We start from the raw sequence: 25,089 nt of genomic DNA on the forward strand, positions 1-25,089 counted from the left end.
CTCTCTACTCCTTGGCCCGATGGGACGTGCGTGCCAGGACCGGGGCGGGTTCCTGCGCGGCGCGCGTGACATCGGCGACCAGCTCCACCACATCCGGCCCGTACGCCTGTGAGTTGGCGACCTTCAGCAGCAGACAGAACGAACTCCCGCCGTGCTTGCGGAACAGCCGCTCGTGGTGGCGGGCCAGATAGCGCGAGGCCGCCTGGTTGGTGATGGCCCGCTGTCCGCAGAAGAGGAACACCGGCCGCGTGCCCTGTCCGGCCGTCAGCCGCGCCAGCAGTACGTACTCCGCCACACCCGGATCCACCCGGTAGCGCTCGGAACCGATCTGGAACGCGCCGCGGTCAGGACCCGGCGTCGCGTCCGTGTTGACGCCGACCCCCGGCAGCAGCGACTTCAGATGCGCCGCCATCCGCCGGTTGGACCCGGGCCCGCCGAAGCAGAACTCCGTACGCTCGCCGAAGCCCTGCTGCGCCGCGTCGTGCTGCACGATCTGCGCGTGCGCGCCGCACTCCTTCACCAGGGCCGCGACCTCCAGCAGGGCGAAGACGTCATGGCGCAGTACGGCGCCGTCACCGCCCGCCTCGCGGTTGACGACCATCAAGCACTCGGAGTTTCCCGGCAGTCCGAAGAATTCCTGCTTCCTGCCGAGCTTGCGCCGCCACAGGGACGAGCGGGCGAGCCAGCCCAGAGCCGCACATATCAGGGCGGCGACCACGCCGAGCACGATGTTGCGTACGTCGTCAGTCATGGGCGCGCATGCTATCGGGGCAACGCACCATTGTTCGAGACGCGGTCCTGACGAGTGGGGTGCGCTGAAGTTACAGTTCCCGGACGGTTCTTGACTGGAGGTACGGATGCGTCGCTCAGCCGCACGGAATGTCTCGCTTGTCGCCGTCGCCGCGGCCATGCTGTCGATCGGAGCCGTGGCACCTTCCGCCGCACGGCAGTCGGCCGCGCCACCCGGCACGCCGGCGAAGACACCGGTGGCCACCGGCTACGGCGGCGCGGTGGCCAGCGTCGACACCGACGCGACGGCCGCGGGGATCGACGTGCTCAAGCACGGCGGCAACGCCGTGGACGCCGCCGTCGCCACGGCGGCCGCGCTCGGTGTCACCGAGCCGTACTCGGCGGGCATCGGCGGTGGCGGCTACTTCGTCTACTACGACGCCAAGAGCCGCAGCGTCCACACGATCGACGGCCGCGAGACCGCGCCCAAGTCGGCGGACACCTCGCTCTTCCTGGAGAACGGCAAACCCCTCGCCTTCGCCGACGCGGTGACCAGCGGCCGCAGCGTCGGCACCCCCGGCACGGCCGCCACCTGGGACACCGCCCTCGACTCCTGGGGCAGCAAGTCCCTCGGCCAGGTGCTGAAGCCCGCCGAGCGGCTGGCGAAGAACGGGTTCACCGTCGACGACACGTTCCGCTCCCAGACCAAGGACAACCAGGCGCGGTTCGCCGACTTCCCCGCCTCCGCGAAGATCTTCCTGCCCGGCGGACAGCTGCCGGTCGTCGGCTCCGCGCTGAAGAACCCGGATCTGGCCCGGACCTACGAGGAGTTGGGCCGCAAGGGCACCGATCTGCTCTACCGGGGCGCGCTCGGCCGCGACATCGTCCGTACGGTGCGCAAGCCGCCCGTCGCGCCCGGCTCCACCCGTAACGTCCGCACCGGCGATCTGACCGCCGCCGACCTGGCCGCCTACCGCACGGTGAAGCGGGCCCCCACCGAGGTCTCCTACCGGGGACTCGACGTGTACGGCATGGCGCCGTCGTCCTCGGGCGGCACGAGCGTCGGTGAAGCGCTCAACATCCTTGAGCGCAGCCGCCTTTCGAAGGAATCCCAGGCGCAGTACCTGCACCACTACATCGAGGCGAGCCGGATCGCCTTCGCCGACCGCGGCCGCTGGGTCGGTGACCCGGCCTTCGAGGACGTCCCCACCAAGGGCCTGCTCTCGCAGCGGTTCGCCGACTCGCGCGCCTGCCTGATCTCCGACGACGCGGTCCTCAGCAGCCCGCTCGCACCCGGTGACCCCCGCCGTCCCGCGCCCTGCGCGCCCGGCGGCACGGCCGCGCCGACGACGTACGAGGGCGAGAACACCACGCACCTCACCGTGGCCGACAAGTGGGGCAACGTCGTCGCGTACACGCTCACCATCGAGCAGACCGGCGGCAGCGCCATCACCGTGCCGGGCCGCGGCTTCCTGCTCAACAACGAGCTGACGGACTTCTCCTTCGCCCCGGCGAACCCCGCCGTGCACGACCCGAACCTGCCGGGCCCCGGCAAGCGGCCGCGCTCCTCGATCTCCCCGACGATCGTCCTCGACAAGCACAGCCGCCCGGTGCTCGCCGTCGGCTCACCCGGCGGCGCGACCATCATCACGACCGTGCTGCAGACCCTGACCGGCCGTATCGACCGGGGTCTGGCACTGGACGACGCGATTGCCGCACCGCGCGCCAGCCAGCGCAACGCCGCCGCGACCGAACTCGAACCGGCCCTGTGGAACAGCCCGTTGCGCGCGCAGCTGGAGGCCGTCGGACACTCCTTCACCCAGGTCGCCGAGATCGGCGCCGCCACCGGCGTCGAGCGGCTGCCTGACGGCCGCTGGCAGGCCGCCGCCGAACCGGTACGCCGCGGCGGCGGCTCGGCGATGGTGGTACGGCCCGCCGGCCGGTAGTCGCACGCGGGCGGGTCCCGGGCGCAGGGACCCGCCACCTGGGCGTATACGACCACCCGTCGGGTGGCCGCCGATTGCGGAGCCCCCGCCGCCGGGCGACGGTGGGGGCGTGTCCGTCGCCAAGAAGATCGCCCTCCTCGCGCTCACCGGCTCGCTCGCGCTGCTCGGCGCCTGCGCCCCGGCGCCCGCCACGCCCGGCGCCGCCTCCAACCGCAGCAGCCCGGCGCAGTTCCGCCACCCGGGCGTGGTGGTCGGCGGCGCGCAGCTGGCGACCGTACGGCGAAAGGTCGCCGCCGGGCAGGAACCCTGGGCCTCGGCGTTCACGGCCATGAGCGCCAGCCGGTACGCGAAGCCCGGCTACACCGCGCACCCCGCCGCTGTGGTGGCCTGCGCGTCCAACAACGGCGCGCCCGCCTGCGTCGCCGAACGCGAGGACGCCATCGCCGCGTACACCCAGGCGCTGATGTGGTCCGTCACCGGCAGGCCCGAACACGCCCGCAAGTCGGTGCAGATCATGGACGCCTGGTCGAAGGTGGTCAAACGGCACACCAAGGACGACGCCGACCTGCAGACCGCGTGGACCGGTTCCACCTGGTCGCGGGCGGCCGAGATCATGCACGCCGGCTACCCGCAGTGGCGCGAGCCCGCGGTGATGCGCTTCAAGTGGATGCTGCGCAAGGCGTATCTGCCCGACGTCACCGCCAAGGTGCCCGACTACAACGGGAACTGGGAACTGGCGATGACCGACGCGGCCATCGGCATGTCCGTCTTCCTGGAGGACCACAAACTTTTCGACGACTCGCTGCGCCGCTTCCGGGCCCGTGTCCCCGCGTACTTCTACCTCGCGTCGGACGGCAAGCTGCCCAAGGCGCCCCCCGGCGGCACCATCCGCACGCCGGGGCAGCTGTCCACGTACTGGTTCGGCCAGCGCACCTTCGCCGACGGCCTCGGCCAGGAGACCTGCCGCAACTTCATGCACATCGGCTACTCGCTGGCCTCCACGGCGCACATCGCCGAGACGGCCTGGCACCAGGGCGTCGACCTGTACGGCGAGCAGGCCGACCGGCTCACCGCGGCGCTGGAGTTCCACGCCCGCTACCAACTCGGCGCGAAACCGCCGACATGGCTGTGCGGCGGCAAGGTCACCCGGACGATGGGCCCCGACGTGGAGGTCGCGCTCAACCACCTCGAAGGCCGGATGCACCGCGAACTCCCGCTGACCGAGCGGCTCGCCGAGCGGCAGCGCCCGGCAGGCACCGACGACCTGTTCGTCGCGTGGGAGACGCTCACCCATGCCGACAACCCGACGACGGCGTAAGGTCGAACGCGTGAGCACCCTCGACGAACTCGGCCGCAGCCGCTATGTCAGCCTGACCACCTACCGCAAGGACGGCCGGGGGGTCGCCACCCCCGTCTGGCACGCGGTGGACGAAGGTCAGCTGTTCATCTGGACCAGCTCCGACGCGTGGAAGGTGAAGCGGATCCGCAACGACAGCCGGGTCGTCGTCACCGTCTGCGACATGCGCGGCCGGATCGCCGCAGGCGCGCCCACCGCGCACGGCACCGCGCGGCTGCTCGACGAGGACGGCACCGAGCGGGTCCGTAAACTCCTCGCCCGCAAGTACACCTGGCAGTACTGGCTGGCCGACTGGCCCGCCAAGATCATCCGACGCGGCAAGCGCCCCCAGACCGGTATCGCCGTGTCCCTCTGACCTCTGCCGCCCCCTTAACCCCGTAGCTCCCGGAAAACCGCGCGTAGCCGTCCCGTAACACGGCTGCGGTCGAATGCCGGGGACTACCGGAAGGGCGGGGGCGGGACAGCGATGGCGGTGCATCAACTCCCGGCGGAGATCGGGGCGTTCGCGCGATACCTACGAGACCTGACGGCGCTGCTCGACCCGGGCGGCGGCTGGTACGGGGTCTTCGTGCAGCGCGACCCGAGCGGGATGCGCGCCTGCCTCGACGGCGCCGAGGTGCCGCCCTGGGACGTGGTCGACTCGCTGCTCCAGGACTACGCGGCGGTCCGCGACGCCGACGCGGTGGGGGAGACGGTACGCGCCCGGCGGTTGCACGCGGTGGCAGCGGCCACCCACGACCGGCGGCCCGGCGGAAGCGCCGCACTGGCCGAGCGGCTGCGTCTGATGCTGCACGAGCAGGCGAGCGCGGGCGCCAGGGCCGAGGAGCTGACCCGGGCGCTGCGCACCGCGCGGCCGGCCTCCGCCGAGGCGGAACGACTCACCCACGAGCTGGCCTGGGCCCGCGACGACCACGCACGCGCCTCGGCCCGCTGCGCCGAACTCCGCGTCAGGACAGCGGCGTTGACGACCCCCGGCCGGACCGCCGCGGAGCGTCGGCCGCCGGCGCCCGAGGGCTGGTTCCGCGGCGAGGAGCCCAGCAGCCGGGGGAGCGGTGCGGGCACCGAGGCGCCGGAGCGGCAGGGCCCCCGGTGGGCGGCGGCCGACAGCCGCGCGGAAGCACAGGACCGGTCCGCACCCGAGCCCGCCCGGCCCGCACCCGAGCCCGCCCGCGCCGAGCCGGCCCGGCCCGCGCCCGCGGCACCTGCGGCCAAGCGCCCCGCCGCCAAACGCAAGCCGCGCGGCGCCCGGTTCGCCGGGATCGAGCCCGAGCCCGACACCGTCGACGAGGCCGTACCCGCGCCCGCCATGCCGCTGCCCGGAGCGGCGCAGCAGGGGGCAGCACCCAGGGGCGCCCGGTTCGGCGGCGCGCCGACCGGACCCGCCAGAAGCGCGGCGCCCGTCCACTCCGACGAGGACCGTACGGCCGTCGCCGCCTCCGTCGCCGCACTCACCCGGCTACGGGCCGAAGGGCGCACCGGCGAGGCGCATGTCGTGCTGTGCGAGGCCGCCGACATGCCGGCGGGCCGGCTGCCGCTGCTCGCCGCCGAACTGCACCGCGCCGGACTCGCCGCCGACTGGGCCGAGTTGCTCTGGGAGGCAGCCTCGCTGCCGCCCGCGCGGCTCGCCGCCGTGGCCGGCGCGCTCGCCCTGTACGGGCGCGACAGCGACTGCGCGCTGCTGCTGCGCCAGGGCGCCGCCCGCCCCGCCGACGAGATCGCCGACGCCGTCGTCGCCCTCGGCGACGCGGGCCGCGAGCCCGAGGCGCAGGCGCTGCTCAGCGCGTTCGTCCAGTCCCGGGCGCCCGAGGACGCCGTGCTCGTCGCGGCGGGGGACCCGCACCGGCTCGTACCGCAACTGCTCCACGCGGCGCACGCCGTGTCCGACGCGCGGGAGCGGGACGTCGTGCACGCCCTGCGGGTCGCCGGGATCGCCGGCGTCTGATCCGACGTCGCGTGTCCGAAGCTGCCCCATGTCGACCGCTCGGGTATGAAACATGATCGACTCCGCTGGTTCACGGCGATGGTCTTGCCCCCGCCTGGGAGGAGGCTTACGTTCTCTTCCTACGCAGTGAATCTACGTGCGTAGAGTTGTCCGTGCCCCAGGCCGAAGGAGCACCTCGTGGCCCGAGTCGTACGTGCCGCACTCGTCCAGGCGACCTGGACAGGTGACACCGAATCCATGATCGCCAAGCATGAGGAGCACGCCCGGGAAGCGGCCCGGCAGGGCGCCGGGATCATCGGGTTCCAGGAGGTGTTCAACGCCCCGTACTTCTGCCAGGTACAGGAAGCCGAGCACTACCGGTGGGCCGAGTCCGTCCCCGACGGGCCCACGGTCACCAGGATGAAGGAACTCGCCCGCGAGACCGGCATGGTGATCGTCGTCCCGGTCTTCGAGATCGAGCAGGCCGGCATCTACTACAACACCGCGGCCGTCATCGACGCCGACGGCTCGTACCTCGGCAAGTACCGCAAGCACCACATCCCGCAGCTCAAGGGGTTCTGGGAGAAGTACTACTTCAAACCGGGCAACGCGGGCTGGCCCGTCTTCGACACGGCCGTCGGCCGCGTCGGTGTGTACATCTGCTACGACCGGCACTTCCCCGAGGGCTGGCGCCAGCTCGGCCTGAACGGCGCCGAGATCGTCTACAACCCGTCGGCCACCTCGCGCGGGCTGTCCTCGTACCTCTGGCAGCTGGAGCAGCCGGCCGCCGCCGTCGCCAACGAGTACTTCATCGCGGCGATCAACCGGGTCGGTGTCGAGGAGTACGGCGACAACGACTTCTACGGCACGAGCTACTTCGTCGACCCGCGCGGCCAGTTCGTCGGCGAGCCCGCGAGCGACAAGGCGGAGGAACTGCTCGTCCGCGATCTCGACTTCGCCGTCTTCGAGGAGGTCCGCCAGCAGTGGCAGTTCTACCGGGACCGCAGGCCCGACGCCTACGAGGGGCTGATCGAGTCGTGACGCATCCGGGCGCCCCCTCGCTGTACGACCGGCACCGCGCCGTCCTCCCCGACTGGCTGGCGCTCTACTACGAGCAGCCCATCGAGATCAGCCACGGCGAGGGCCGCCATGTCTGGGACACGGGCGGCAACCGCTACCTCGACTTCTTCGGCGGCATCCTCACCACCATGACCGCCCACGCGCTGCCCGAGGTCACCAAGGCGGTGAGCGAGCAGGCGGCGCGGATCATCCACTCCTCGACGCTCTACCTCAACCGCCCCATGGTCGAGCTGGCCGAGCGGATCGCCGCCCTGTCCGGCATCCCCGACGCCCGGGTCTTCTTCACCACGTCGGGCACCGAGGCCAACGACACCGCGCTGCTGCTGGCCACCGCGCACCGGGGCTCCAACCAGATCCTCGCGATGCGCAACAGCTACCACGGCCGGTCCTTCTCCACCGTCTCCATCACCGGCAACCGAGGCTGGTCGCCGACCACGCTCTCCCCGCTCCAGACGCTGTACGTGCACGGCGGCGTCCGCAACCGCGGTCCGTACGCGCAGCTGACCGACGACCGCTTCATCGAGGCGTGCGTCGCCGACCTGGAGGACCTGCTCGGCCACAGCCGCGCACCAGCCGCGCTGATCGCCGAGCCGATCCAGGGCGTCGGCGGCTTCACAGGACCGCCCGACGGGCTGTTCGCCGCGTTCCGCGAAGTGCTCAACAGGCACGGCATCCTGTGGATCAGTGACGAGGTGCAGACCGGCTGGGGCCGCACGGGCGACCACTTCTGGGGCTGGCAGGCGCACGCCGAGAACGGCCCGCCGGACATCGTCACCTTCGCCAAGGGCATCGGGAACGGCATGTCCATCGGCGGTGTCGTCGCGAGCGCCGAGATCATGAACACCCTCGACGCCAACTCGATCTCCACCTTCGGCGGCAGCCCCGTCACCATGGCCGCGGGTCTCGCCAACCTCTCGTACCTGCTGGAGCACGACCTGCAGAGCAACGCGCGCCGGGTCGGCGGACTGCTGATCGAACGGCTGCGGGCCGTCGGCGCCTGCGTCGACTCCGTACGGGAAGTGCGCGGCCGCGGTCTGATGATCGGCATCGAGCTGGTCAAGCCGGGCACCGGCGAAGCGTCCCCCGAACGGGCGGCGGCGGTCCTCGAAGCCGCGCGCGAGGGCGGGCTGCTGATCGGCAAGGGCGGCGGCCACAACACCAGCGTGCTGCGCATCGCGCCGCCGATGTCGCTGACCGTCGCGGAGGCCGAGGAAGGCGCCTCGATCCTCGACCGCGCGCTGCGCACCGCCTGAGCCGTACCGACCGTGAGCACGCACCCCGACGCGAATGGAGACGAGCCATGTCACGCACTCTGATCACCGGCGGTCTGGTCATCACCGCTTCCGACGAGATCGAGGCCGACGTGCTCGTCGACGGCGGCCGGGTCGTCGCCCTGGCCACGCACGGCAGCCACGGCTGGACCGCCGACCAGGAGATCGACGCGACGGGCAAGTACGTGATCCCGGGCGGGGTCGACGGCCATACGCACATGGAGATGCCCTTCGGCGGCACCCTGGCGTCCGACACGTTCGAGACGGGCACCAGGGCCGCCGCCTGGGGCGGCACGACGACCATCATCGACTTCGCCATCCAGAACAAGGGCGGCTCGCTCAGGGAAGGGCTCGACGCCTGGCACGAGAAGGCGGACGGCAACTGCGCGATCGACTACTCCTTCCACATGATCATGTCGGACGTGAACGAGTCGTCGCTGAAGGAGATGGACCGGCTGGTCGAGCTGGGCGTCAGCTCGTTCAAGCTGTTCACCGCCTACCCGGGGGTCTTCCTCTCCGACGACGGCCAGATCCTGCGCGCCATGCAGCGCGCCGGGTCGAACGGCGGTCTGGTGATGACGCACGCGGAGAACGGTCTGGCGATCGACGTCCTGGTCGAGCAGGCACTGGCGCGCGGCGAGCGCGACCCGCGCTACCACGGCGAGGTCAGGAAGGCGCTGCTCGAAGCCGAGGCGACGCACCGGGTGATCAAGCTCGCCCAGGTGGCCGGCGCGCCCGTCTACGTGGTGCACGTGTCGGCGCGCGAGGCCGTCGCCGAACTGGCGCGGGCCAGGGACGAGGGGCTGCCGGTCTTCGGGGAGACCTGCCCGCAGTACCTCTTCCTGTCGACGGACAACCTCGCCGAGCCGGACTTCGAGGGGGCGAAATACGTCTGCTCCACCCCGCTGCGCCCGAAGGACCACCAGGAGGCCCTGTGGCGCGGGCTGCGCACCAACGATCTCCAGGTGGTCTCCACCGACCACTGTCCCTTCTGCTTCAAGGGCCAGAAGGACATGGGCAAGGACGACTTCTCCAAGATCCCGAACGGGATGCCGGGGGTGGAGAACCGGATGGACCTGCTCCACCAGGCCGTGGTCGACGGGCACATCAGCCGCCGCCGCTGGATCGACATCGCCTGCGCCGCGCCGGCCCGGATGTTCGGGCTGTACCCGAGGAAGGGCACGATCGCGCCGGGCGCCGACGCCGACATCGTCATCTACGACCCGCACGCCGAGCAGATCATGTCCGCGCAGACCCATCACATGAACGTCGACTACTCCGCGTACGAGGGCAAGCGGGTGACCGGACAGGTGGAGACCGTGCTGTCCCGGGGCGTCCCGGTGATCGACGGCCGGAAGTACGTGGGCCACGCGGGCCACGGGGCGTATCTGCCGCGCGGTATCTGCCAGTTCACGAACTGACCGGCGCGCACCGGGTTTCGCCGACTCCGGTGTCGTTTCACCGGCTCCGGTGGTGCCCTGTATGGAAGGATCCGTCACAGTACGTCCCCCTCCCGCCGGTACCCATCTCCCACCTGTACATCACTCAGCTAGGGGCCACGCACATGGACTTCGGACTCGTCCTGCAGACCGACCCGCCGGCCTCGGGGGTCGTCGGGCTCATGCGGCGCGCCGAGCGGAACGGCTTTCGTTACGGCTGGACCTTCGACTCGGCCGTGCTGTGGCAGGAGCCTTTCGTCATCTACAGCCGCATCCTGGAGCACACCACCAAGCTCACGGTGGGCCCCATGGTCACCAACCCGGGCACCAGAACGTGGGAGGTGACGGCCTCCGCCTTCGCCACGCTCAACGAGATGTACGGCAACCGCACGGTGTGCGGCATCGGCCGGGGCGACTCGGCGATGCGGGTCGCGGGGCGGCAGCCCAACTCGCTGGCGCGGCTCGGCGAGGCCATCGGCGTCATCCGGGACCTGGCCGAGGGCCGTGAGGCCGAGGTCGACGGGCAGACGCTGCGGCTGCCGTGGGTGAAGGACAGCAAACTGCCGGTGTGGATGGGCGCGTACGGGCCGAAGGCGCTCGCGCTCGCCGGGCAGAAGGCCGACGGCTTCATCCTCCAGCTCGCCGACCCGTTCCTCACCGAATGGATGGTCAAGGCGGTCCGTACGGCCGCGTCCGACGCGGGACGTGACCCGGACTCCGTCACCATCTGCGTCGCCGCCCCCGCCTATGTGAGCGACGACCTGCCGTACGCACGCGAGCAGTGCCGGTGGTTCGGCGGCATGGTCGGCAACCACGTCGCCGAGCTGGTGAACCGCTACGGGGAGCACTCGGGGCTCGTCCCCGAGGCGCTGACCGACTACATCAAGCAGCGCGAGGGGTACGACTACAGTCACCACGGCCGTACGGGCAACCCGTCGACGGACTTCGTGCCCGACGAGATCGTCGACCGGTTCTGTCTGCTCGGCCCGGTCGAGGCGCACATCGAGAAGCTGAAGACGCTACGGGCCCTGGGCGTCGACCAGTTCGCCGTCTACGACATGCACGACGCCAAGGAGGCGACGATCGACGCGTACGGCGCGCAGATCATCCCGGCGCTCCAGGACTGAGCGCACCGCCTTCTTACCTGCCCCTCGCTCGCCGGGCGCTCAACGGCGGTCCGTGACCGAGCGGTCGAGGGCGTCGATCAGCCAGCCGTGCATCGCGCCGACCGTGACGGGCTCGCCCGTCACCCGGCCGAGCAGACCCCAGTAGCGGCGCACCCGCGGATCGCGGTCCACGGCGGTTGCCGCGAGCAGTTCGCTCCGGTACGCCGGGGTGTCCTCGGCCCCGCGCACGTCGGCGTGGGCCGCCACGAAGCGGTCGAGCGCGTGGCCCGGCGCAGGCCGCCGCCCGGCCAGCAGCAGGGGGCGGGCCAGCTCGCACGCCGCGCCGACGCCTGCCAGCAGCGCGCTCTCGTCGCGGACCGTGTCCCGGTCGGCCCGCGCGCGCGTCACGTACCGCCGGACCAGGGTCCGGTCCGCGACCAGGGTGACCATCTCCGCGTACGCCACCACCTGGTCCGGCGTCGGCTCGGCCGGCGGTTCCGGCACGGCCACGGAGAGGAACATGCTGAGCATCGCGTCCGGCAGCGGTGAGCCGAACGTACGGCGCCAGAAGGCGACCAGGACGTCGTACGCCGCGCGTCCGCCCGCCACGGCGGCGAGCAGTTCGAGCCGGGCGGCCCGCTCGGCGGGACCCGCCTCCTCGATGGCGCGCAGCGAGGCACTGCGCCAGGCGAGCGAGGTCAACTCGGCATCGACAGCGGCCCGTTCGGCGGCCACCGCCTCCCCGACCGAGAGCCGGCCGGCGAGCACGCCCGAGATGGCGGGCAGACCGAGACCCAGGGTGCGCAGCCGGCGTACGAGCCGCAGCCGGTCGACCGCCGCCGGATCGAACCTGCGATGTCCGCCCGCGCTGCGCCGGGACTCCAGGATGCCCTCGTCGCAGTAGAAGCGCACGGTACGGACGGGGACACCGGCGAGCCGCGCCAACTCGCCGATCCCGAGCCCCGCTTCATGTGCTGTGACCTCGGTCACGATGACTGGAACCTCCACTCGGGTGCGTCTTTTACCGTACGGATCCACCCAGCGGAAGGAAACATCATGGGGACACCGGACGTGGCACGGCTCGCCGTACAACTGCGTGAGCAGACAGGCGCGTTCGCCGAGACGATCGAGGGCGCCGACCCGGGCGCGCGGGTACCGACCTGCCCGGAGTGGCGCGTACGGGACCTGGTCGGGCACATCGGCCAGGGCCACCGATGGGCAGCGGGGATCGTGCGCGGCGGCCGGCCCACCGCTGTGCCCGACCCGCGCGAGGCGGAGCCGGGCGCGCCGCAGGAGTGGGCGGGGTGGCTGGCGGCCGGCGCGGCCGAACTCGGCGACGCCGTCAGGGAGGCCGGCCCCGAAGCCGAGGTGTGGACCTTCGTGGGGGAGCGGCCCGCGGTCTTCTGGCTGCGCCGGATGCTGTACGACACCTGTGTGCACCGGGCCGACGCCGCGCTCGTCTCGGGCTCCGCCTTCACCCTGCCGCCCGACCTCGCGGCGGGGGCGATCTGTGAGGGCCTGGAGCTGATGTCGACGCCGGGCAGTGACCTCGTCAAACCAGCCCTGGCCGGACTGCGCGGGCAGGGTGAGACGCTGCGACTGCGGCCGGCGGAAGCGTCGCTGCCGGGGTGGCTGATCACCCGCACACCGGACGGAGTGGCCTGGGACCGTGCCACGGCCGACGCCGATGTGGAGGTGAGCGCGCCCGTGCGGGACCTGCTGCTGATGTTCGCCCGGCGGCTGCCGGCCGACGACCAGGCTCTGAAGGTCACCGGCGACAGCACCCTGCTGGAACACTGGCTCGCCCGCACGGCCTTGTGACTGACGCACCGTCACATCTGGCTACCCCGCGCCTGCGAGCACGGCCTCAGCCGCCGGCGCGTACCGCGCCCGTTCTGCCGCGTCCAGCGAGCTGTGCGTGGCGCCAGCGCCGCCGGCGTCTCGGCCCGCCAGTGCGTCTCGGCTTCCAGTGCCACCGGCTTGAGGACGAGTCCCCCGGAGCGCCAGGTCTGTCCCTGGCCGCCCGGCAGCAGCCGGGGCGGTGTCCCGGAGGCGGCGCCGAAGGCGGCGAGCACGTGCGGGGGCGGTGCGCCGGGGGAGTCGCTCATGCCGGGGACCGTAGGGTCAGGGATGCTCGTCCGCAGGTGATGTGATCGCGCCCGGCGCCTCGGTGGAGCAGTGCGCCGGGCGCGTCGCCGCGTGTCACGGCGCCGCGTGTCACGGCGCCGCGTGTCACGGCCGCCGGTTCCGCGTGATCAGAACTGGGTGACCCGGCCGCCGCCGTCGCTCGCCGACTGCCACGCCTGCACACCCGCACGGGACGCCTCGCGGGCCTGGCGCCACTTGACCGCCGCCTGCTCGGACGGGCTCACGTCCATCCGGTGGAGCGCCTTGCGTCCCGCAGTCAGCATGGCGAAGCCGGCGAGTGCCAGCCCCGCGCAGGCGAGCGCGGCGCCGGTCGCGGTGAGTACCGCTCCGGTCGTCAGGAGTCGGGTGTCGAGATCGGTCGTCCGCTGGGACTGGTGGCGAGTGCTCATGCCCCCACCCTGGGACGCGCCGCCGGGTCACGCACGCGGGCGTGGGCCATCCGCGTACCGCAGGCGGCGGACCGCCGCCACCCGCCGTGTGCTGAGATAGCTGCTGACCATGTACACGCCGGTGCGCGCACCGGTCACGGGAGGAACCTCGCTCCATGCGTAAAGCTCTGCTCGCCGCTGCCCTGATGTCGTCAACCGCCGTTCTGCTGGCCGGTTGTGGCGGCGGTTCCTCGTCGGACGCCTCGGGGGGCTCGGCGAAGGCCACGGCCGGACCGTCCAGGACACCGGCGGCCGAGGCGCCCGCGACGCCGTCGGACAGCCCGGCCGCCGGTGCGGCGGACAGTCCGGCGGGCAAGGGCCTGGACGGCACCTGGCGGCCCATCAACGACGACAGCCCCATCGCCACCCTGACGGTCACCGGCACCAAGGTCACCACCACGGGCAAGCTCGCCTGTCCCGGCACGATAACGGGGGCCGGTACGAAGAAGCCGGTGCTCACCCTGGCCTGCCAGAAGCCGGACCCGGAGCGCACAAGCGGCACCCTGGAGCAGAAGCCCGACGGCTCGGCCGTCGTCATCAACTGGGAAGGACCGGCCTGGGGCGGCATGATCGACAGCCTGAAGCGCGCCTGAGCCGGGGCGCGAACGGCATCATGACCGCCATGGCTCCCACCGATCCGCCCACCGACCCGCCCACCGATCTGCCCACTGACCCGCCCTCAGGCCAACTTCCCGCGCCACGAACCCTCTTCGGCACGCTCTGGCGCTGCGCCGGCACACTCCTGCTCGCCCTGGTGGCTCTGGCCGCCGCGGCCTGGCTGGACGCGCAGTTCGACATCGACGGGGCGACGGCCTCGCTGCCGACGACCGTCGTGAGCCTGCTGCTCGGCGCGGCCACGGTCCTGTGGCTGCGGGTGGGCCAGGCATGGATCCTCCCCGTCCTCCTGGGCGCCGACACCGCCGGCCTCTCCGCGGCCGTCCTCATCAGCAGAGGCGTACTGGACGGCGGTCAACCGGACCGGGCCCGGCTGACCGACGGCACACTGAACGAGGTGCTGGCCGGTCTGGCGGCGCTCGGGATCGCGGTCCTGGTGGTGTCCGTCCTGTGGGCAGCCGTACGCGGACACCGGCACCCTGCCGTGCCGTTCCCCGCGAAAGACCCCCGGGCCGTCAGTTCCAGGGGAGCCGGGAGCGGTGGGTCCAGTACGCCGCCGGAGGCTCCGCCAGGTCCGTGACCAGCGGACCGAGCCGGTCAGGCCCGAGAGTGATCGCCGGGGCGCGCAGGTTCGAGTCGAGCTGGCCCGTGGTCACGGCGCCCGCGAGGACGACGTCGGACCACGGCTGCTGGAGCGCCGCCGCCAGCGCCACCGCGTCGTACGAGGTCTCCGTCGCCTCGGCGACCGGGCCGAGCAGCGGGTCGAGGCGCGCGTCGGGGCGGACGAGCCTGCCGTTGGCCAGGGCCTCCTTGATGATGACCATGCAGCCGGAGCCGTGCGCCTCGGCCAGGGCGGGTCCCGCCGACGGTTCGAGCAGGTTCCAGGTGGCCTGCACACTGCGGAACAGCGGGGCGCCGCCGACACTGACGTCGAGCGCCGCCCGGATGGTGTCGGCCTGGTCGGGACCGCTGGTCGTGATCCCGACCGTGACCCCCTCGGCGGCAAGCGCGGCGAGCCGCTTGTGCAGGCTGACATCGGTGAGGGCGGGGCTGTCGGTCGTGACGGAGTGCACCTGGTAGAGGTTCAGCCGGGAGCCCAGCAGTATCCGTGACTCGGCGAGCTGCCTGCTGTAGGTGGCCGAGCTGTGGTCCTTGACCTCCTGCTGCTCGGCCTCGATCTGCCAGTCCGCCGTGTACGTGTAACCCCACTTGCTGCCGACGACCACCCCCGGCCGCTCCGAGCCGTCGTTCAGCCACTCGGCCAGGAACTCCTCGGCCCGCCCGTACGAGCGCGCCGCGTCGAAGTACCGCACCCCGCGCTCGTACGCGTGGTCGAGCACCTTGTGCGTACGCCGTCGCATCGCGTCCACCCCCCGCCCCGTCGGCAGGTCATGCTCCCTGCCGGACGTGATGTACCCGGGCCGCCCGAGCGCGGCCAGGCCCAGGCCGATCTGGTGCTGGGCGGAGTCGAGTGACGGCGGCTGTGTGGCCATGGGGACGGCTCCTCGTTCATGGGCGGCGGGAGAGGTACGCGGTACGGGCGGTGCGCGCGGGCCCGTGCGTGATCACCGTACCGAGCGCCCGCCGGTGGAGCGCGCGTACGGGAGCGGTGTCGGCGCCGCTCCGCGTCGCGCGGACACTCCCTAGCCGTCGATGTCGACCACCCGTGCCCACGCGGGCGGCGAGTCCGGCCGGTGGTCGGGATCGTCCTCGCGCCACGAATCGCCGCGCCGCCGGGGGAACAGGCCCACCACCGTCCGGCACGGCGGCCGGGCCTGCGGCCACGGCGTCTGACCGTCCGTCAGGACCACCACCACATCGGGGCCCGGCCGCGCCTTGAGCGCCCTGGCGAAACCCGTACGCAGATCCGTACCGCCACCGCCCATCAGCGGAATCCCCTCCCCACGGCAGAGCGGATGCACGAGGTGGGCCGCAGCGTCGCACGGCAGTACGGTGACGAGATCACGACGGCCGCCCACCGCCTGGGAGATCGCGGTGACCTCCAGCAGCGCACTGCCGAGTTCGGTGTCGCTCACCGAACCGGAGGTGTCGACGACCACCGAGACCCGGGGCGGTCTGCGCCGCAGGCTCGGCAGGATCACACCGGGCAGCCCCGCCGAGCGCCGCGACGGCCGGCCGTAGCTGTAGTCCTCGCCCGCGCCGGACCCCGAGACCGCCGAGCGGATCGCCGCCCCCAGCAGCTCCCGCCACGGCTGCGGCGGGTGGAACGCCTCCTCCGCCCACCGCTTCCACCCGCGCGGCGCGCTGCCCGGCCGGCCGGTGAGGCCCCGCGCCACCAGGAAACGGACCCCGTCGCGTTCCTGTTCGCTGAGGCCGTGCGCCCCGTCGGGCCCCAGCTCCCACTCCCGCTCCCGGCCGTCGGCGCCGCTGCCGCAGTCCAGCCAGGCCAGCTCGGCGGTGTGCGGCCCGAGCCGGAACTGGTGCAGGTAGTCCTCCATCAGCTCTCCGGAGCGCAACCTCAACAGCGCCGGATGCACGGCGCCTTCGGGCCGTACGAGACCGTCGCCGTACACGTCGTCGTTGATCTCCAGGTCCGCGGCGATGTTCATCCGCAGCCGCTCCGCCGGCCCCGTCAGCCCGTGCGTCCGCGCGAACCTGTCGCCGCGTCCGTGGTGGTCGCGGAGCAGGTGCGACACCTCGTGCACCCACACACCGGCCAGTTCCTCGACCGGTGTGCGGTCGACGAAACCGGGCGACACGTAGCACCGCCAGTGCCGGTCGACGGCCATCGTCGGGACCGCGCGCGATGCGACCGTGTGCAGGGCGAACAGCGCCGTCGACAGATAGGGCCGGACCCGTGCGGCGTGCAGCCGGGCGGCGAAGAGCTTGTCGACGTCCAAGCCTCCCGGGTCGTCCGAGGTTCGCGGTGCGTCCGCGGTCGTCCCGACCTCCGCGCTCATCGGCCGGCCTTCGCCGCGACCTTCGTGCGGGCGGTCGTCCGGGCCGCCGCCCGGTCCGCGCGCTGCGACAGGGACACCGCCCCGGCAAGCTGCTCGATCGTGGCCGGCACCTCCCAGTCCGGCTGACGCAGCGTGGCGAGCGTCGTGGCCGGGACGACCACCAGGTCGGGAGCGCCCGTCTCGAGCGCCCGCACCAGGAGCGTCCATGCCGCGTCCCAGCGGACCTTGTCCGGGCGTTTACGGACCGCGGCCACCACCCCGTCGAGCACGGCCTGGCGCAGATCGCCCCGCTCGGGGAGCGGAACAGCCAGAGGGTCGGCCAGCAGCGTCTCCGGGTCGGGCAGGTCCATCCGGTCGAGACCGGCCATCAGCTCAAGCCCCGCACCGTCGCCGACGGTGCCCCTGACCAGCAGGGCGAGCGCGTCCCGCGAGGCGTCGGCCGCCGTCGCGAAAGCGATCAGACACAGCGTCATCTCCCAGCTCCGGGGGGACGGCCACGGGCCGCCCCTGCGCGTCTCGGTGGTGGGCAGCCGGTGGACGAGCGCGGGCCGGGCGGCGAGCAGCCCGCACACCGCGCGCCGGGCGACGGCCACCGACTCGGACAGCCGGCCGGGGTCGAGCCGTGGCAGCGTCGCCCGGGGCCAGGTCCCGCCGAGGCCGCGTACGACCACGTCCTGGTCGTGCGCCCACTGCAGATGGACGAAACGGTTGGCCAGCGGCGGGCTCAGCTCCCAGCCGTCGGCCGCCGACGACCGGGGGTTGGCCGCTGCCACGATCCGTACCCCCGACGGCAGCCGCAGGGCGCCGACCCGCCGCTCCAGCACCAGCCGCAGCAGGGCGGCCTGCACGGCGGGCGGCGCCGTGGACAGCTCGTCGAGGAACAGCAGCCCCCGGCCCGCCCGTACCAGCCGTACGGCCCAGTCCGGCGGTGCCATCGGCACGCCCTGTTCGGCGGGATCGTCCCCGACGACGGGCAGCCCGGAGAAGTCGGACGGCTCGTGCACACTGGCGATCACCGTGGTCAGCGGCAGGTCCAGGGCCGCCGCCAGCTGGGTCAGCGCCGCCGTCTTGCCGATGCCGGGCTCACCCCACAGCAGTACGGGCAGGTCGGCGGCGACGGCGAGGGTGAGCGCCTCCAGTTGCGCGTCGGGGCGCGGTTCGGTGGTCGTGTCGCGCAGCAGTGTCAACAGCTCTGCGGCGACGTCGAGTTGGGAGTCATGGGCAGGTACGGGCATGAGTGATCACCTTGTGTGTGTCGGGTGGAACCGGATGGGGCTCGGGCGATGCGATGCGAGGCGATGCGAGGCGGGGCAGGGTACGGGCGGCCGGTGGGTCAGCGAGCCGTCGTCAGGCGCGGGTGCGAGCGGTGGTGGCGGGGGCGACGCGGGCCCGGCAGGCTGCTGTCGGCGCTGGTGCCGATCAGACCCGACCGGTACAGCCCGTAGGTGATCCGCCGTCGCGCTGCTGCCTCCAGCTCGTCCCGGAGCGCGCCGGTCCGCAGCACCGCCTCGCGGCCCAGCAGGCCCTCGACCACGGCCAGCGCACCGGCGGTGTCGCCGTGGTCGAGCCGTTCGCGCACACCGGTGAGGCAGTCGGGACGGCGGTGCGCCTCGTCGACGGCCCGCAGACAGGGGAGCGGCGTGCCGGTCAGCGCGACCAGCAGCTCCTCGCGGCGGATCTCGGCGGGGTCGTGGTCCAGTGGGACGAGCACCCCGTCGACCAGACCGATCCGGTGCTGAGCTCCACGGCACTCCACGAGGCGCGGCTGTCCCGCCCGGTCCTGGCTCGGCGGCGGGCCGCCGGCCGGCGGGCGGTCCGGCAGCAGCGCTGCGGCGACGAGCGGGTGCAGCTGGCGGGCCGCGATCGAACCGCTGCGGATCAGCTCCAGGTCGGGCGGCACCCACGTCGCCGCGTCGGGCAGGACGGGCAGTGCCGACGCGTCGGCCGGGGGAGTGTTCGCGATCCGCAGTCGCGGCGCGCCGCCGTCCCCGTGCCTGTCCCTGTCCGGGACAAGGTCCAGGACCAGCCGGTGCCTGGATGCGAGCCGTACGGTGAAGGTGCCGCCGGTATCGGCGCTCCCGGTGGACGGGCCTTCGGCACCGAGCAGGATCGCCGCCTCGGCCGGCCAGCGATCCACGGCGCAGTGATGTCCCTGAGGCATTGCCGCCGGCAGTTCCAGGCCGCTGTCGGCGGGCGGCCCCTCGGCCCCCGACCGGACACGCAGCTCGTCGGTCCTGCGCGCGTCCCACAGATGCCGGTGCAGGTCGAAGCGGAACCGCCGGTCGGGCCGTGGATGCGGATGACGGCGGTCGCCGGCGGTGGGGAGCGAGCCGTCCCACAGCGCGAGACTGATCCGCTGACCGGAATCCGCCCAGGCCGGCGCCGTACGGGCCACGAGATACACCGGGCTCGCTTCGTCCCGCCCCGCAGCCCCTACCTGCCCTGCTGCTTCGGCCTGTCCCTGGGGCCCGTACCGGGCCAGCGCGACGGTCAGCCCCGGCCGCAGCAGCCCGTCAGGAGCGATCCTCGGCATGTGCCAGCGCAGCAGGTCCGGCGCCAGTTGGCGCAGATCGGCCCGCAGCCGGGCCGCCACATGCCTGCCGTGGGTACGCGCCACGTCACGGAGACGGAAATCGACGTCGAAGCCTGCGGCGGCACATGCCCCCGCCCAGTCACCGGCGTGCCGGCGGGCGGTCGCAGTCTCGATCATGGAGGCCGGCACGGCGAACTCGCGCACGCGCGGCCAGAAGGAAAAGCGGGCATCCCTGTTCGCGGTCGAGGTGAGCATCAGCACTCACCTTGCGCGAACGGGACCCCCGATCTGTACACAGAAGGAGTCGTCATCGCGGCGAGACTACCGACCCCTCGCGCCGGCCGCGAGCCATTTATGGCGACGGGCGGTGAGCGCGGCGGCCCCCTGTCGATAGTCTGCCCGGGCGGCGACCGGAACGACCGGTCGGTGCGAACAGCGAGGTGAGAGCCACATGTTCACGACCCGCCCCACGCTCCAGGGCACCTTCGGCATGGTGTCCTCCACGCACTGGCTCGCCTCGCAGTCCGCGATGGCGGTCCTGGAGGACGGCGGCAACGCGTACGACGCCGCCGTGGCGGCCGGGTTCGTCCTGCATGTCGTCGAGCCGCATCTCAACGGACCCGGCGGCGAGGTGCCGATCATCCTCGCGCCCGCCGGCGGCGAGGTCCAGGTGCTGTGCGGGCAGGGCCCCGCCCCCGCGGGTGCCACCGTGGCCCACTACACCTCGCTGGGACTGCGGCTGGTGCCCGGCACCGGACCGCTGGCCGCCGCCGTACCCGGCGCCTTCGACGCCTGGATGGTGCTGCTGCGCGACCACGGTACGAAGACGCCGGCCGAGGTGCTGCGGTACGCCATCGGCTACGCGGAGGACGGCCACGCGCCCGTCGAGCAGATCGCGCACACCGTCGGGGCGGTGCGCGAACTCTTCGAGACGGAGTGGACGTCGTCGGCCGACGTCTACCTCCCGGGCGGTCAACCACCCGAGCCGGGCGCGCTGTTCCGTAATCCCGCGCTCGCCGCCACCTGGCGCCGGCTGATCGCCGAGGCGGAGGAAGCGGCAGGCGGGGCAGGGCGGTTGGCGCAGATCGAGGCCGCACGGGCCATCTGGCGCGAGGGGTTCGTCGCCGACGCGTTGGTGCGGCAGGCGGCGACCCCCACCACGGACACCAGCGGCGCACGCCATACGGGCACGCTGACGGCCGCCGATCTGGCCGGCTGGTCGGCGGCGTACGAGACCCCCGTCACCTACACGTGGGACGGCTGGACCCTTTGCAAGGCGGGCGGCTGGAGCCAAGGCCCGGCGTTCCTGCAGCAGTTGGCGCTGCTGCCCGCCCGCGCCGATGAGCTGCCCCGGTACGGCTCCGCCGAGTACGTCCATCTCCTCGTCGAGGGCTGCAAGTTGGCCATGGCCGACCGGGAGGCCTGGTACGGCGACGCCGCCGACGTACCGCTCGAAGCGCTGCTGTCGGAGCCGTACAACACCCGGCGCCGCGCGCTCGTCGGGGAGCGGGCCTCCTACGAACTGCGCCCCGGCAGCCCGGACGGGCGGCAGCCGGTGCTCGGCGCGCACGTGACCGCCGTCGCCGCCGGTGACGCCGAGTTCGACGTGCCGACGGCGGCAGGCGCGGGCGAGCCGACCGTCGCCAAGGACGGCACGACCCGCGGTGACACCTGCCATCTCGACATCGTGGACCGCTGGGGCAACATGATCTCCGCGACCCCGAGCGGCGGCTGGCTCCAGTCCAATCCCGTCGTGCCCGAGCTGGGCTTCCCGCTCGGCACCCGGCTGCAGATGGCCTGGCTCGAAGAGGGCCTGCCCAACTCGCTGACCCCGGGGCGCAGGCCCCGCACCACCCTCACCCCCTCCCTCGCGCTGCGCGACGGCGTGCCCACTGTCGCCTTCGGCACCCCCGGCGGTGACCAGCAGGACCAGTGGCAGCTGCACTTCTTCCTCGCGCTCGTCCTGCGCGACCGGGTGCGCGGCGGCCTGGACCTGCAAGGCGCCATCGACGCGCCCAACTGGCACAACGACGCCTTCCCCAGCTCCTTCTACCCGCGCGGGATGCGGCCGGGCAGTGTGACCGTCGAGGAGCGCATGGACCCCGGTGTGATCGAGGAGCTGCGCCGCCGCGGTCATGACGTCACAGTCGGTGAACCCTGGTCCGAGGGGCGGCTGTGCGCCGTCGCCAGGGACCCGCACACCGGGATCCTGTCGGCGGCGGCCAACCCCCGTGGCATGCAGGGTTACGCCGTCGGTCGCTGAGATGTCATACGACCGGCCGTCCGCGCCGCACCCGGCCATGATTGGCTGGACGGCATGATCGATGACTCTGTGTTCGGAACGGTGCCGCTGCGCGACGGCCCCCGCGTGTCCGCCGTCGAGGCGGCGGTACGCGCTGCTGCCGCCGCCGAGATCACCCCCCGCTTCCGGCAGCTCGCCGCCCACGAGATCGTCGAGAAGAACGGTCCGCACGACCTGGTGACCGTCGCCGACCGGGGCGCCGAGGCGCATCTCACCGCCGCGCTCACCGCGCTGCTGCCCGGCTCCGTCGTCGTCGGCGAGGAGGCCGTCCACGCGGACCCCGCCGTCTACAAGGAACTGCGCGGCGAAGCCCCCGTCTGGATCGTCGACCCCGTGGACGGCACCCGCCAGTTCGTCAGGGGCGAGCCCGGTTTCTGCTCACTCGTCGCGCTCGCCTGGGGCGGCGAAGTGCTGGCCTCCTGGACGTACGCTCCGGTGCTGGACGAGATGGCCGTCGCCGTACGCGGCAGGGGCGCCCGGCTGAACGGCGTACCGCTGCGGTCCGGCTCGCCCGAGCCCGGCGCGGTGCTCACGGTGGCCATGTCGCACCCGGACTACACGACGGACGCCCAGAAGCGCGCCCTGCTCGGGCTGCGCACCGAAGGCGTCGACGCCCGCCCCTGCGGTTCGGCGGGCCTGGAGTATCTGGCCGTGGCGCGCGGCGCGCTCGACGCGGTCGCCTTCAACTGGGAGTTCGCCTGGGACCACGCGGCGGGCCTGCTGCTGGTGAAGGAGGCGGGCGGCGCCGAACTGACGCTCTCCGGCGAGCCGTTCCGTATCACCGGCGGCAACGCACTGCCGTTCACGGCGGCCAGGGACGAGGCGACTGCCCGGCGGATCAGGGAGCACCTGCTGACCTGACGCCCGCTGACCTGACGCTCGCTGACCCGACGCCTGCTGACCTGACGCGCGCCGACCTGACGCCCGCTCAACTGGCCAGCGACTCTCGCGTCTCCCGCACCAGCCGCGCCGCCGACCCGACCGCTTCCGTGTCCAGCGAGCGCAGCGCCGCCGCCACGCGGTCGGCGAAGTCGGCGGGGGCCGACGGCAGTCCGGCCGCCGTGGCGAGCGCGCCCTTCTCGTTGACGCACCAGACCCGGTGCCGGGCGAGCAGCGCCTGCGCGAGGACGCCGAAGGCCCGCGACAGGCACAGCGACACATGGAGCGCGTCACCGGCCGCAGCCGACTTGCGCGCGTTGGTCACCGAGAAGTCCGCCTCCCAGGCCGCCTCGACCAGGGCGGTCCGCAGCGCGTCCGGGTAGCTCTGCGCCGCGGCGCGCAGCCGCGTCAACTCACCGTCAGGGTCGGCCAGTACGCGGCACAGAGCGACCTCACCGGCGTACGCGGGCGACCAGAAGCCCAGTGGATGGCCGGGCTGGTGCCCCACCTCGAACCGGCCCGCGACACACTCCGCCCACACCCGCTCCACCCGGTCGAGGTCCCGCAGGATCCAGTCGACGGCGACGCCGTCCACCGTCAGCCAGGCGCCGCCGTTCACCCACGGGCCCCAGCCGCCGGGGCCGGCGACCTCCACCTGACGTCCCGTCATCTCACCCGCCAGCGCGGCCAGCGCGGCCGTGTCCAGCCCACCGCGGTAGTAGACCCCCAGATCCCAGTCGGAGTCGGGCCGCTGCGTACCCCGGGCGCGGCTGCCGCCCAGCGCGACGGCGCGCACCCCCGGTACGCCGACGAGCCGTGCCGCCATCGCTTCGATCGTCTCGTCCATCGTGCCGCCCGCCGCGAAAATCGTCGTCGAATTCCTCGTCGCGGACAGTACCCGGGCTCGGGCTGTCGGTGCCCGGGAATATCCTGGACCCTCTTGCCATCGGCTGACAAAGGAGTCCGAAGGTGCCGTCGATGCTCGATGCAGTCGTCGTAGGGGCGGGACCCAACGGGCTGACCGCCGCGGTCGAACTGGCCAGACGCGGTTTTGCCGTGGCCGTCTTCGAAGCGAAGGAGACCGTGGGCGGAGGCGCGCGGACGGAGGAGCTGACCCTCCCGGGCTTCCGCCACGACCCCTGTTCCGCCGTCCACCCGCTGGGCGCCGGATCCCCGGCCTTCAAGGCGATGCCCCTGGACCAGTACGGGTTGGAATGGCTGCAGCCGGAGCTGCCCATGGCGCATCCCTTCGACGACGGCACATCGGCCGTGCTGTCCCGCTCGCCCGCCGAGACCGCGGCGTCGTTCGGCGCGCACGACGCGGGGGTGTACCGCCGCCTGGTCACGCCGTTCCTCGGCAAATGGGACGCGCTCGCCCGCGACTTCCTGTCCCTGCCGCCGATCTCACTGCCCCGCGACCCGGTCACCCTTGCCCGGTTCGGTCTGGCCGGACTGCCGCCCTACAGCTGGCTGATGCGCCGCTTCCGCGACGAGAAGGCGCGGGCCCTCTTCGCCGGCCTCGTCGCCCATGTCATCGCGCCGTTCGGCGGGATCGCCACCGGAGGAGTGGGGCTGATGTTCGCCCTCGCCGCGCACGCGGGCGGCTGGCCGATGGCGCGCGGCGGCTCCCAGTCGATCTCGGACGCCCTCGCCGGCTACCTCCGCGACCAGGGCGGCACGATCCACACCGGCTACGAGGTCAAGCGCCTCGACGACCTGCCGCCGGCCCGCGCGTACATCTTCGACACCTCACCGACGGCGCTGGCGCGTATCGCCCGGCTGGGCCGGGTGTACGACGGCTACCGCTACGGCGCGAGCGTCTTCAAGATCGACTACGCCCTGGACGGCCCCGTGCCCTGGACGGCGGAGGCACCCCGCAGAGCCGGCACCGTCCAGATCGGCCCGACCAGCGGCGAGATCGGCACGGCCCTGAAGCAGGCCGTCGGCGGCCACCCGCCCCGCACCCCGTTCCTGATCACCGCCCAGCCCAGCCTCGTCGACCCGTCGCGCGCACCCGAGGGCAAGCACGTCTTCTGGGCGTACGGCCATGTCCCGCACGCCTGGGAGGGCGATCTGACGGAAGCCGTCGAGCGCCAGATCGAGCGCTTCGCCCCCGGCTTCACCGACCGCGTCCTCGCCCGCGCCACAGCGGGCCCGCCCGAACTCGCCGCGCGCAACGCCAACTACGTAGGCGGCGACATCGCCTGCGGCTCGGTCGCCGGCCTCCAACTCCTCCTGCGCCCCAAGCTCAGCCTCTCGCCGTACTCCACGCCGCACCCCGCGGTTTACATCTGCTCGTCGGCAACGCCGCCGGGCCCCGGGGTGCACGGGATGTCGGGCCACAACGCGGCGAAATCCGTCTGGCGCAAACTGCGTGCAAGCTGACCCCGCCCCCCCGACCGAGGCCCCGACGG

General features: G+C 72.9%; 23 protein-coding genes. 14 read left to right on the forward strand and 9 right to left on the reverse strand.

Features of this window, described 5'->3' with window-relative positions:
• Positions 1-4: 4 nt before the first annotated feature.
• Positions 5-751 (reverse strand): hypothetical protein, encoded by a 747-nt coding sequence (locus tag OHS57_RS30455; protein WP_041992491.1) that lies wholly within the window; start codon positions 749-751, stop codon positions 5-7.
• Between the two features lie 106 nt (positions 752-857).
• Here OHS57_RS30455 and ggt point away from each other — a divergent pair, with 106 nt between their 5' ends.
• The 8 genes from ggt (at position 858) to OHS57_RS30495 (ending at position 10,870) form a co-directional block, all read left to right on the forward strand.
• Entirely contained in the window at positions 858-2,675 is a 1,818-nt protein-coding gene (ggt, locus tag OHS57_RS30460; RefSeq protein WP_328583966.1) for a gamma-glutamyltransferase, read from the forward strand.
• A 109-nt stretch (positions 2,676-2,784) separates the two neighbouring features.
• The gene (locus OHS57_RS30465; protein ID WP_328583967.1) at positions 2,785-3,993 is read left to right on the forward strand and encodes an alginate lyase family protein; all 1,209 of its coding nucleotides are present in this window, start codon (positions 2,785-2,787) and stop codon (positions 3,991-3,993) included.
• 10 nt (positions 3,994-4,003) lie between these two features.
• Positions 4,004-4,387, forward strand: coding sequence for a PPOX class F420-dependent oxidoreductase (locus OHS57_RS30470; RefSeq protein ID WP_241778674.1), 384 nt, complete (start codon positions 4,004-4,006; stop codon positions 4,385-4,387).
• A 111-nt stretch (positions 4,388-4,498) separates the two neighbouring features.
• The gene (locus tag OHS57_RS30475; protein ID WP_328583968.1) at positions 4,499-5,974 is read left to right on the forward strand and encodes a hypothetical protein; all 1,476 of its coding nucleotides are present in this window, start codon (positions 4,499-4,501) and stop codon (positions 5,972-5,974) included.
• A 177-nt stretch (positions 5,975-6,151) separates the two neighbouring features.
• The gene (locus OHS57_RS30480; protein WP_328583969.1) at positions 6,152-6,994 is read left to right on the forward strand and encodes a nitrilase-related carbon-nitrogen hydrolase; all 843 of its coding nucleotides are present in this window, start codon (positions 6,152-6,154) and stop codon (positions 6,992-6,994) included.
• The gene (locus tag OHS57_RS30485) at positions 6,991-8,286 is read left to right on the forward strand and encodes an aspartate aminotransferase family protein (protein ID WP_328583970.1); all 1,296 of its coding nucleotides are present in this window, start codon (positions 6,991-6,993) and stop codon (positions 8,284-8,286) included. Before OHS57_RS30480 ends, OHS57_RS30485 begins: the two co-directional genes overlap by 4 nt.
• A gap of 47 nt (positions 8,287-8,333) precedes the next feature.
• Entirely contained in the window at positions 8,334-9,725 is a 1,392-nt protein-coding gene (hydA, locus tag OHS57_RS30490) for a dihydropyrimidinase (protein WP_041992504.1), read from the forward strand.
• Between the two features lie 143 nt (positions 9,726-9,868).
• A complete protein-coding gene (locus tag OHS57_RS30495; RefSeq protein ID WP_041992507.1) occupies positions 9,869-10,870 on the forward strand; it encodes a TIGR03842 family LLM class F420-dependent oxidoreductase in 1,002 nt (333 codons plus the stop codon).
• Between the two features lie 39 nt (positions 10,871-10,909).
• Here OHS57_RS30495 and OHS57_RS30500 read toward each other — a convergent pair whose 3' ends face one another.
• On the reverse strand, positions 10,910-11,839 hold the full coding sequence (locus OHS57_RS30500) for a MerR family transcriptional regulator (RefSeq protein ID WP_328583971.1): 930 nt from the start codon (positions 11,837-11,839) through the stop codon (positions 10,910-10,912).
• Positions 11,840-11,905: 66 nt separating this feature from the next.
• Here OHS57_RS30500 and OHS57_RS30505 point away from each other — a divergent pair, with 66 nt between their 5' ends.
• Positions 11,906-12,670 carry a maleylpyruvate isomerase family mycothiol-dependent enzyme gene (locus tag OHS57_RS30505; protein WP_328583972.1) on the forward strand — a complete coding sequence of 255 codons (765 nt, stop codon included), beginning with the start codon at positions 11,906-11,908 and terminating at the stop codon, positions 12,668-12,670.
• A gap of 11 nt (positions 12,671-12,681) precedes the next feature.
• Here OHS57_RS30505 and OHS57_RS30510 read toward each other — a convergent pair whose 3' ends face one another.
• Both OHS57_RS30510 and OHS57_RS30515 read right to left on the reverse strand, forming a co-directional pair.
• On the reverse strand, positions 12,682-12,957 hold the full coding sequence (locus tag OHS57_RS30510; protein ID WP_328583973.1) for a hypothetical protein: 276 nt from the start codon (positions 12,955-12,957) through the stop codon (positions 12,682-12,684).
• 147 nt (positions 12,958-13,104) lie between these two features.
• Entirely contained in the window at positions 13,105-13,386 is a 282-nt protein-coding gene (locus OHS57_RS30515; RefSeq protein ID WP_041992516.1) for a hypothetical protein, read from the reverse strand.
• A 155-nt stretch (positions 13,387-13,541) separates the two neighbouring features.
• Here OHS57_RS30515 and OHS57_RS30520 point away from each other — a divergent pair, with 155 nt between their 5' ends.
• Together OHS57_RS30520 and OHS57_RS30525 are read left to right on the forward strand one after the other, a co-directional pair.
• On the forward strand, positions 13,542-14,018 hold the full coding sequence (locus tag OHS57_RS30520; protein WP_328583974.1) for a hypothetical protein: 477 nt from the start codon (positions 13,542-13,544) through the stop codon (positions 14,016-14,018).
• 29 nt (positions 14,019-14,047) lie between these two features.
• Entirely contained in the window at positions 14,048-14,620 is a 573-nt protein-coding gene (locus tag OHS57_RS30525) for a hypothetical protein (RefSeq protein ID WP_328583975.1), read from the forward strand.
• Here OHS57_RS30525 and OHS57_RS30530 read toward each other — a convergent pair.
• The 4 genes from OHS57_RS30530 to OHS57_RS30545 form a co-directional block, all read right to left on the reverse strand.
• Entirely contained in the window at positions 14,556-15,533 is a 978-nt protein-coding gene (locus OHS57_RS30530; RefSeq protein WP_328583976.1) for an aldo/keto reductase, read from the reverse strand. The genes OHS57_RS30525 and OHS57_RS30530 overlap by 65 nt on opposite strands.
• 150 nt (positions 15,534-15,683) lie before the next feature.
• On the reverse strand, positions 15,684-16,961 hold the full coding sequence (locus OHS57_RS30535; RefSeq protein ID WP_328583977.1) for a vWA domain-containing protein: 1,278 nt from the start codon (positions 16,959-16,961) through the stop codon (positions 15,684-15,686).
• Positions 16,958-18,196 carry an AAA family ATPase gene (locus OHS57_RS30540; protein WP_328583978.1) on the reverse strand — a complete coding sequence of 413 codons (1,239 nt, stop codon included), beginning with the start codon at positions 18,194-18,196 and terminating at the stop codon, positions 16,958-16,960. The genes OHS57_RS30535 and OHS57_RS30540 overlap by 4 nt, the downstream gene beginning before the upstream one ends.
• A 98-nt stretch (positions 18,197-18,294) precedes the next feature.
• Positions 18,295-19,749, reverse strand: coding sequence for a hypothetical protein (locus OHS57_RS30545; RefSeq protein WP_328583979.1), 1,455 nt, complete (start codon positions 19,747-19,749; stop codon positions 18,295-18,297).
• A gap of 196 nt (positions 19,750-19,945) precedes the next feature.
• Between OHS57_RS30545 and OHS57_RS30550 the strand changes: the two genes are divergently transcribed.
• Both OHS57_RS30550 and OHS57_RS30555 read left to right on the forward strand, forming a co-directional pair.
• Positions 19,946-21,757, forward strand: coding sequence for a gamma-glutamyltransferase family protein (locus OHS57_RS30550; protein ID WP_328583980.1), 1,812 nt, complete (start codon positions 19,946-19,948; stop codon positions 21,755-21,757).
• A 54-nt stretch (positions 21,758-21,811) separates the two neighbouring features.
• On the forward strand, positions 21,812-22,657 hold the full coding sequence (locus OHS57_RS30555; RefSeq protein WP_041992539.1) for an inositol monophosphatase family protein: 846 nt from the start codon (positions 21,812-21,814) through the stop codon (positions 22,655-22,657).
• A gap of 67 nt (positions 22,658-22,724) precedes the next feature.
• Here OHS57_RS30555 and OHS57_RS30560 read toward each other — a convergent pair whose 3' ends face one another.
• Positions 22,725-23,522, reverse strand: a complete 798-nt coding sequence (locus OHS57_RS30560) for a nucleotidyltransferase domain-containing protein (RefSeq protein WP_328583981.1) — start codon at positions 23,520-23,522, stop codon at positions 22,725-22,727.
• Positions 23,523-23,644: 122 nt separating this feature from the next.
• On the opposite strand from OHS57_RS30560, the gene OHS57_RS30565 reads away from it, so the two are divergent.
• On the forward strand, positions 23,645-25,060 hold the full coding sequence (locus tag OHS57_RS30565) for a phytoene desaturase family protein (RefSeq protein WP_328583982.1): 1,416 nt from the start codon (positions 23,645-23,647) through the stop codon (positions 25,058-25,060).
• Positions 25,061-25,089 lie beyond the last annotated feature (29 nt).

Origin of the sequence: Streptomyces sp. NBC_00370 (assembly GCF_036084755.1) — a bacterium.
Taxonomy (GTDB): Bacteria; Actinomycetota; Actinomycetes; order Streptomycetales; family Streptomycetaceae; genus Streptomyces.

Excerpts from the sequence above, each read along its gene's own strand:
- OHS57_RS30475 (WP_328583968.1), top strand. The coding sequence starts at position 4,499 with ATGGCGGTGCATCAACTCCCGGCGGAGATCGGGGCGTTCGCGCGATAC.
- OHS57_RS30505 (WP_328583972.1), top strand. The coding sequence starts at position 11,906 with ATGGGGACACCGGACGTGGCACGGCTCGCCGTACAACTGCGTGAGCAG.
- OHS57_RS30455 (WP_041992491.1), bottom strand. The coding sequence starts at position 751 with ATGACTGACGACGTACGCAACATCGTGCTCGGCGTGGTCGCCGCCCTG.
- hydA (WP_041992504.1), top strand. The coding sequence starts at position 8,334 with ATGTCACGCACTCTGATCACCGGCGGTCTGGTCATCACCGCTTCCGAC.
- OHS57_RS30540 (WP_328583978.1), bottom strand. The coding sequence starts at position 18,196 with ATGCCCGTACCTGCCCATGACTCCCAACTCGACGTCGCCGCAGAGCTG.
- ggt (WP_328583966.1), top strand. The coding sequence starts at position 858 with ATGCGTCGCTCAGCCGCACGGAATGTCTCGCTTGTCGCCGTCGCCGCG.
- OHS57_RS30495 (WP_041992507.1), top strand. The coding sequence starts at position 9,869 with ATGGACTTCGGACTCGTCCTGCAGACCGACCCGCCGGCCTCGGGGGTC.
- OHS57_RS30530 (WP_328583976.1), bottom strand. The coding sequence starts at position 15,533 with ATGGCCACACAGCCGCCGTCACTCGACTCCGCCCAGCACCAGATCGGC.
- OHS57_RS30515 (WP_041992516.1), bottom strand. The coding sequence starts at position 13,386 with ATGAGCACTCGCCACCAGTCCCAGCGGACGACCGATCTCGACACCCGA.
- OHS57_RS30510 (WP_328583973.1), bottom strand. The coding sequence starts at position 12,957 with ATGAGCGACTCCCCCGGCGCACCGCCCCCGCACGTGCTCGCCGCCTTC.
- OHS57_RS30550 (WP_328583980.1), top strand. The coding sequence starts at position 19,946 with ATGTTCACGACCCGCCCCACGCTCCAGGGCACCTTCGGCATGGTGTCC.
- OHS57_RS30535 (WP_328583977.1), bottom strand. The coding sequence starts at position 16,961 with ATGAGCGCGGAGGTCGGGACGACCGCGGACGCACCGCGAACCTCGGAC.
- OHS57_RS30545 (WP_328583979.1), bottom strand. The coding sequence starts at position 19,749 with ATGCTCACCTCGACCGCGAACAGGGATGCCCGCTTTTCCTTCTGGCCG.
- OHS57_RS30520 (WP_328583974.1), top strand. The coding sequence starts at position 13,542 with ATGCGTAAAGCTCTGCTCGCCGCTGCCCTGATGTCGTCAACCGCCGTT.
- OHS57_RS30560 (WP_328583981.1), bottom strand. The coding sequence starts at position 23,522 with ATGGACGAGACGATCGAAGCGATGGCGGCACGGCTCGTCGGCGTACCG.
- OHS57_RS30555 (WP_041992539.1), top strand. The coding sequence starts at position 21,812 with ATGATCGATGACTCTGTGTTCGGAACGGTGCCGCTGCGCGACGGCCCC.
- OHS57_RS30525 (WP_328583975.1), top strand. The coding sequence starts at position 14,048 with ATGGCTCCCACCGATCCGCCCACCGACCCGCCCACCGATCTGCCCACT.